General features: G+C 73.9%; 7 protein-coding genes. 1 reads left to right on the top strand and 6 read right to left on the bottom strand.

The features are described from left to right. The 6 genes from B1205_RS32250 to B1205_RS23840 form a co-directional block, all read right to left on the bottom strand. Positions 1-219: cellulose binding domain-containing protein (locus tag B1205_RS32250; protein WP_254910175.1), on the bottom strand; the 219-nt coding region annotated here is incomplete at its 3' end. Positions 220-485: 266 nt separating this feature from the next. Continuing rightward, positions 486-1,355: an STM4011 family radical SAM protein gene (locus B1205_RS23860; RefSeq protein WP_089157648.1), complete on the bottom strand. Its 870-nt coding sequence runs from the start codon at positions 1,353-1,355 to the stop codon at positions 486-488. Next, positions 1,352-2,191: an STM4012 family radical SAM protein gene (locus B1205_RS32245; RefSeq protein WP_254910154.1), complete on the bottom strand. Its 840-nt coding sequence runs from the start codon at positions 2,189-2,191 to the stop codon at positions 1,352-1,354. Before B1205_RS32245 ends, B1205_RS23860 begins: the two co-directional genes overlap by 4 nt. Positions 2,192-2,653: 462 nt before the next feature. Then, a complete protein-coding gene (locus B1205_RS23850) occupies positions 2,654-3,457 on the bottom strand; it encodes an STM4013/SEN3800 family hydrolase (protein ID WP_089157756.1) in 804 nt (267 codons plus the stop codon). Beyond that, positions 3,445-4,524, bottom strand: coding sequence for an STM4014 family protein (locus tag B1205_RS23845; RefSeq protein ID WP_089157647.1), 1,080 nt, complete (start codon positions 4,522-4,524; stop codon positions 3,445-3,447). The genes B1205_RS23850 and B1205_RS23845 overlap by 13 nt, the downstream gene beginning before the upstream one ends. 13 nt (positions 4,525-4,537) lie before the next feature. Continuing rightward, entirely contained in the window at positions 4,538-5,470 is a 933-nt protein-coding gene (locus tag B1205_RS23840; protein WP_089157646.1) for an STM4015 family protein, read from the bottom strand. Between the two features lie 205 nt (positions 5,471-5,675). Between B1205_RS23840 and B1205_RS23835 the strand changes: the two genes are divergently transcribed. Continuing rightward, the coding region (locus B1205_RS23835) for an endo-1,4-beta-xylanase (protein ID WP_089157755.1) at positions 5,676-6,758 on the top strand (1,083 nt) is incomplete at its 3' end.

Genomic DNA, 6,758 nt, shown 5'->3' with positions numbered 1-6,758 from the left:
GAACGTCCAGGTCAGGCGCCAGCTGGTGAGCGGGTCGCCGAGGTTGGTGACGGTGACGTTCGCGCCGAACCCGCCGGGCCAGGACGACGAGACGGTGTAGGTGACCGCGCAGCCGGTGGCGGCCGCGGCGGGCAGTTGGGTGGCGGTGAGGCCGGCGGTGGTGAGGGTGAGCGTGGTGGCGGCGGCGATCAACGTCGCCCGGCGGCGGGGATGGTGCATGAGTCGCACAGGGGCCTCCCGGTCCGTGGGTGGGGGTGGCGATGACCAACCGAGGGAAGTTAACGTTCACATCATTCGTATGATGTGTAGCGGGTGTCGACAGCAGCCCTGTCGTCCCTCGGTCAGCCAGTCGGAGCAGCGCCGGTCTGCCCTGGACCGGCGGCGGTGTGAGGTGCTGGGCTCCCGGTGCCCTCGTGAAGCGGCACTCATAGATGTTTGCGTTAACATAACAGTCTGTCAATGGGAGGAGCTGTTTCGCCCAACCGTCAGCGCGGCGTCGAGGCCGGCGGCGGCCAGGCGGCCGGGATCCGCTCCAGCACCCCGCCGGCGAAGACGTCACGCAGGCCGAGCGGCTTCAGGTGGACGTACCCGATGTGGCAGTCGCAGACGGCGTTGCCGCACGCCCGGGGCGTCAGGGCGGCCCGCCACGACCCGTCGTAGAGGTTGCCGATCGGGGTGGGGATGAAGTGGCAGCGACGGACCGTGCCGTCGCCCGCCACCGAGACGGCGGTCTCCCCGGCGTGGCACGGGCGGCCGAGGGACAGGTGCGGGCGGACGCTGTAGCCGAAGTGCGGGTCCAGCGCGGTCCACGTCGCCTCCTCGGCGGCGCTGTATCGGTGGCCCTCGGCGGCGTTGACCCACAGGTGGACCGTGGGCGGCAACGCGGCGCGCAGCGCCCGCGCCTCGTCCAGGTGCTCCGGCAGGCCGACCACCCCGACCGAGTAGCGGACGCCCAGCTCGGTCAGGCGGGTGCAGCGGCGCAGGAACCGCGCCCGGTCGACCTGCCCCGGGTGGTAGGTCGCCCAGAGCGCGGCCGCGCCGGCGTCGGCCTCGGCCAGCCAGTCGACGCGGGCGGCCAGGTTGGTCTGCACCACCACCCGCTCCACATGCGGCAGGTGCGACAGCGACACCATCGCGTCCCGGTACCAGCTCCGGGTCAGCGCCTCGCCCCACGGCGTGAACAGCACCGACAGCCGCGCGTCGGTGGTCGCGGCGACCCAGTCGGTGAACCGGGCCAGCGCCGCCCGGTCGGCCCGCAGCAGCTCCGGTGGGTCGTGCCGCTTCGCGAACGGACAGTAGGGACAGTCGTAGTTGCAGCTCGCCAACGGCCCGCGGTAGAGGATCGACAGGTTCACCGCAACGCGTACCCGCTCATCGCGTGCCGGACCTCGGCGGAGGTGAGCCACGGGCCGACGGCGTCGGAGCGGGCCAACCCGGCGGCGGTGAGCCGCAGCCCGCCGTCGGTCGCCCAGCCCCGCTCGACGAGGTGGCCGAGCTGCGGGAAGTCGTCGGCCGGTGGGCGTCCGAAGCGGGCCCGGTAGGCGTCGGCGTCCACCCCGTCGGCGCGTAGCAGCGACGTGAGCAGCCAGCGGCGGCGCTGCTCCGCGCCGTCGAGGTGGAAGCCGAACTCGGCGTACGCGAAGTCGCCGGCCGGGCGGGCCAGGTAGTCGTCGAGGACCGCGCGCACCTGCGTCACGCTCACCGCGTAGTCGAACGAGTAGTGCAGCGCGGTGGTGTAGGAGCGGGCGCCGCAGCCCAGCCCGACCATGCCGTCGTCCTGGCAGCAGTAGCCCGGACCGTCCGGCGTCGGCGCGTCGGCGCGGCGGAACTGGCGCATCGACTCCTGCCGGTAGCCGGCCGCGCCGAGCGTCTCCACCGCCTGCCGGTAGAGCGCGAGCCGTTGGGCGTCCCAGTCGGCGCGGGCGTGCGCGCGCCGGCCGAGGCCGGTCAGCGGCCGGACGTAGAGCGGGTAGAGGAACAACTCCTCCGGCCGCCAGGCCAGCGCCGCGTCGAGGCTCTGCCGCCACGTGTCGGCGGTCTGCCCGTCGATGCCGTAGATCAGGTCGATGTTGAGCACCGGGATCCGCGCGTCGCGGATCGCGGTCAGCGCCGCCTCCACCTCGGCGCGGCGCTGCGGCCGGCCGGCGGCGCGCGCCTCGACGTCGAGGAAGCTCTGCACGCCGATGCTCACCCGGGACNGGGAGCCGGTCCGGCGTCGCGGTGGCGGGCGACGTCTCCACCGACAGCGGTACGCCCGGCAGGCGGGCCCCCAGCGTGTCGGTGGCGACGGCGAACAGCTCGGTCAACTCGTCGGCGGTGAGGTAGGTCGGGGTGCCGCCGCCGAACGCCGCCCGGGCGAACCCGGCGTCGTCGCCGAGCGCCTCGGCGACCTGCCCGGCCTGCCGGCGTAGCTGCCGCAGGTAGGCGGTGACCTGCTCGGCCGGCGCGTTGGCCCGGGTGAACAGGTTGCAGAAGCCGCACCGCATCTCACAGAACGGCACATGCAGGTAGAGGAAGAGCGCGTCGCGCGCCTCGGCCCGCCACACGTCGGCCAGGCGCGGCCGGGGTCGCAGCGGCCGGTAGGACGTCTTGTGCGGATAGGCGTAGAGGTACTGCTGGTAGGCGGAGCCGTCGAGGCTCACATCGGTGCTGGTCACCATGCTCCCGGGGACAGGACGAAATCGGCGTACGGGACGGTCCACACCACGTCGTGGCCGATCCGGTGGCCGGTGTGGCCGTCCTCCCCGTAGGCGGTGCCGTGATCGGAGCAGACGATCGTGAACACCGGCCGGCCCCGGCCGGTCACCAGCCGGAACAACCGGTCGACCCGCCCGTCGACGTACTCCAGGGCGGCGGCGTGGCTGGCCCGGCTGTCGACCTCGGCGCCGGGCAGGTGGTGCCGGTTGGGCTGGTGCAGCGCGGCGACGTTGAGGAAGGTGAACAGCGGCCTTTCCGGCGGCACCCGGGTCAGCGCCTCGGCGAGCCGGTCGAGCTGCGCGTCCAGGCAGGTGGGGGACGTGACCCCGAACTCCGGTTCCCAGTGTGCCTCGGCGAACAGGTCGGGCAGCACCGACCCGAGCGGGCTGCGCCGGTTGAAGAAGCCGACGCCGCCCAGGCAGAGCGTGTGGTAGCCGGCCGCGGCGAGCGCGGTCGGCAGGTCCGGCGCGTCGAACACCCAGGTGTCGGCGCCGGCGGTCTCGCTGCCCGGGAACGCCGCCGCGTAGCGCCGCTCGTGCTGCCCGGGCGTGGTCGGGGTGGGCAGGAAACCGGCGAAGAACGCGTGGTGGGCGGCGTAGGTGAAGCTGGCGGGGGAGTGCCGCCGTTCCCACCGCCCGCCGGGCAGCGCCCGCGCGAGCCGGGGCGTGCGTCCCGCCGAGGCCAGCTCGGCGGCCACGTCGTAGCGCAACGTGTCCAGCGTGACCAGGAGCAGGTCGTGGCTGCCGATCAGGCCGCGCATCCGGCCACCTCCGCCCGCCACCGCCGCCACCGGCCGCTGGTCAGCGCGTGCACCTGCTCGGCGTAGCCGTCCCGGCCGTCGGCCAGCACGCCGGGCAGCAGGTCGCCGAACGCGTTGACCTCGGCGACGGCGTGCCGGCGCCAACCGGCCAGGAACATCAGGTCGACGCCGACGTGCAGCGAGCCGGGGAAGCAGGCGGCCACCCGTTCGCACGTCTCCATCGCCGCCGACCACGTCGTGGGCCCCGCCGCCGCCCGCAGCTCGGCGAGGTCGCCCCGGGCGTTGCCGAGGTGCAGGTTGGTCAGCGGCCCTCGGGCGGCGCGGACCACCGCGTGCGTCGGCCGGCCGGCGACCACCAGCACCCGCACGTCGACCACCCGGTCGCGCAGGCCGGCCTTGGGCAGCCACCGTTCGACGTGCAGGCCGTCCGGGGCCAGCCGGTCGACGATCGCGGCGACCGTCGCCTCGTCGGTGTGCCGGCGCACCCGCAGCGAGTTGAACAACCCGTCGGGCGTGGGCTCCACCGTCGTGTCCGCCCGCACGCCGCGCGGGCCGACCGCGAGCGCGAGCACCCCCGCGGCCGACGAGCCGTGCGCCGGCTTGACGAACACACGGTGGCAACCGGCCGCGTTCATCGCCTCGCGCAACGCGGCGTAGCCGGTGACCGGCGGCAGCGCGGCCGGCACCGGCACGTCGGCCGCCGCCAGCACCGCGTGGCAGCGCCGCTTGTCACACAGCACCGCGACGTCCGCGGGTGCGTTCAGCAGGTCCGCGCCGCCGGCCGCGACCCGGGCGAGGCCGGCGACCAGACCGGCGTACGCGTCGGCCAGGCCGACCAGCTCACCGCGCCGGGCGGGCGTGGACGCGCCCCGCAGCAGCCGGTCGACGGTCGGGTCCTCGCCCGGTGAGTCCACCCGCACCAGCGCGCCGGCCGGCGGGGGCGCGGCCCCGGTCAGCACGTCGGCCCAGGGCAGCACGTCGGGGGCGGGCAGGCCGGCGTCCTGTACCGCCCGGGTGAACATCGCCACCCGGCGGTTGGCGGGGTTGCCCACGACGGTCAGCCGCATGTCACCGCCGCCCTCACTCCCCGACCGCGGTGAAGTAGTAGAACTCGCCGTCGTAGCTGTCGGCGCTCTGCGGGTCGGAGACGTCGACCTCGACGCCCGGCAGCGCGGCGACCACCGACGCGGCCACCTCCTCGGACAGGAAGTGGTGGTGCAGGTCGAGCCGGCGCAGGTGGGTCAGCGGCTGACCGGCCAGCAGTGCCGCCGCGCCGGTGTCGCCGAGCACGCCCATGGACAGGTCGAGGACCTCCAGCCGGCCGACGACCGGCGCGTGCGCCACCGCCTCGGCGATCGCGTCGGCGATCTGCGCGTTGCACAGCCCAAGGTGTCGCAAGGCCGGGAGCCGGTCGCCGGCCAGCAGCGTCGCCAGGTCGTCCACGGTGGCGTCGCCGCCGTAGTCGGCGACGCCGAACCACAGGTCGAGGCGGTGCAGCGCCGGCAGGTCGCACTCCGCGACCGCCCGTACCACCTCGGCCGGCAGGCCGCCGGACTCGAACCGCAGCTCGCGCAGCGCGGCGTGCCGGACCGGCTCCAGGCGCAGGCCCTGGGCGCCGCGGATCCACAGCACCTCAAGCGCCGGAAACGCCGCCAGCAATGGAGTGACGTCGCCGTGGGTCAGCCAGGAGATCTCGCACTGCTCGCCGACCAGGTCGGCGAGGAACAGCGCCCGCAGCCCGGTCCACCGCGACGCGGCGTCCACCAGCAGGTCGACCGGCAGGGGACGCTCGTAGGCCTCGCCCCACTCGCCCACCACCACGGCCCGGACCGCCTCGGCCGGCACCTCGTCGAGCATCGCGCGGACCAGGTCGGCGAACTCGGCCGGGTCGGCGTCGAACTCCTCGACCTCCAGTCGCCACGCCACCGCGGACGGATCCTCCGGCAACGCCATTCCCGGTGTGAACGGCAGCACCGGCAATCCGGCGAACGACGAGACGTGCGAGTTGATCACACCAACCTCCGGTACGGCTGCGGCAAGGGCGGCGGAACCGTAACAGGCCGCTCCGACACGATGCGCGGCCGCGCCGCCCCGGCCGGACTTGACGGGCGCGATGTTATCGCTCACAGTCGATGGCAGGGCACACCGCACCGCAGGCTCTCCGGGCGAGCCGCGCTGGTCGCATCACCACCGCTGCAACCCGGAAGAGGAATCCTGCATGAGACCCACGAGAGCCTTGCTGTCCACCGGCCTGTTGGCCGGCGTGCTCGCCGCCGGCATGGCGGTGGCGCTGGCGCCGACCGCCAGCGCCGGCACCACGCTGCGCGCGTCAGCGGCCGAGAAGGGCCGCTACTTCGGCGCCGCGGTCGCCACCAACAAGCTGTCCGACAACACGTACGTGACGGTGCTCAACCGCGAGTTCAGCTCCGTGGTGGCTGAGAACGAGATGAAGTGGGACGCCACCGAGCCCCAGCAGGGACGGTTCAACTACACCGGCGGGGACCGGCTGGTCAGCCACGCCCGCGCGAACGGGATGAGCGTGCGCGGCCACGCCCTGCTCTGGCACGCCCAGCAGCCGAGCTGGGCGCAGGGCCTGTCCGGCAGCGCGTTGCGCAACGCGGCGATCAACCACGTCACCCAGGTGGCCACCCACTTCAAGGGTCAGATCTACGCCTGGGACGTGGTGAACGAGGCGTTCGCCGACGGGGGCAGCGGCGGACGCCGTGACTCCAACCTCCAGCGCACCGGCAACGACTGGATCGAGGCGGCCTTCCGGGCCGCGCGGGCCGCCGACCCGGGCGCGAAGCTGTGCTACAACGACTACAACACCGACGGGGTCAACGCGAAGTCGACCGGCATCTACAACATGGTGCGGGACTTCAAGTCCCGTGGCGTGCCGATCGACTGCGTCGGCTTCCAGTCGCACCTGGGCACCACGATCCCCGGCGACTACCAGGCCAACCTCCAGCGCTTCGCCGACCTCGGCGTGGACGTGCAGATCACCGAGCTGGACGTGATGACCGGCGGCAACCAGGCGAACATCTTCGGCACGGTCACCCGCTCCTGCCTGGCGGTGTCGCGCTGCACCGGCATCACCGTGTGGGGCGTGCGCGACTGCGACTCGTGGCGCGGCTCGGACAACGCGCTGCTCTTCGACTGCTCCGGAAACAAGAAGGCCGCGTACACCTCGGTGCTCAACGCGTTGAACGCCGGTGGGAGCAACACGCCCCCGCCGACGACGCCGGGGAGCCCGACCACCCCGCCGCCGAGCCCGACGACGCCGCCGCCCGGTACGGGTGGG

The sequence above is a fragment of the Micromonospora sp. NBS 11-29 genome (genome assembly GCF_002140155.1).
GTDB lineage: Bacteria > Actinomycetota > Actinomycetes > Mycobacteriales > Micromonosporaceae > Micromonospora.
Note: the sequence above shows the minus strand (reverse complement) of the source record. Positions and strands in the feature narration are given on the sequence as shown.

Excerpts from the sequence above, each read along its gene's own strand:
- B1205_RS23850 (WP_089157756.1), bottom strand. The coding sequence starts at position 3,457 with ATGCGCGGCCTGATCGGCAGCCACGACCTGCTCCTGGTCACGCTGGAC.
- B1205_RS23845 (WP_089157647.1), bottom strand. The coding sequence starts at position 4,524 with ATGCGGCTGACCGTCGTGGGCAACCCCGCCAACCGCCGGGTGGCGATG.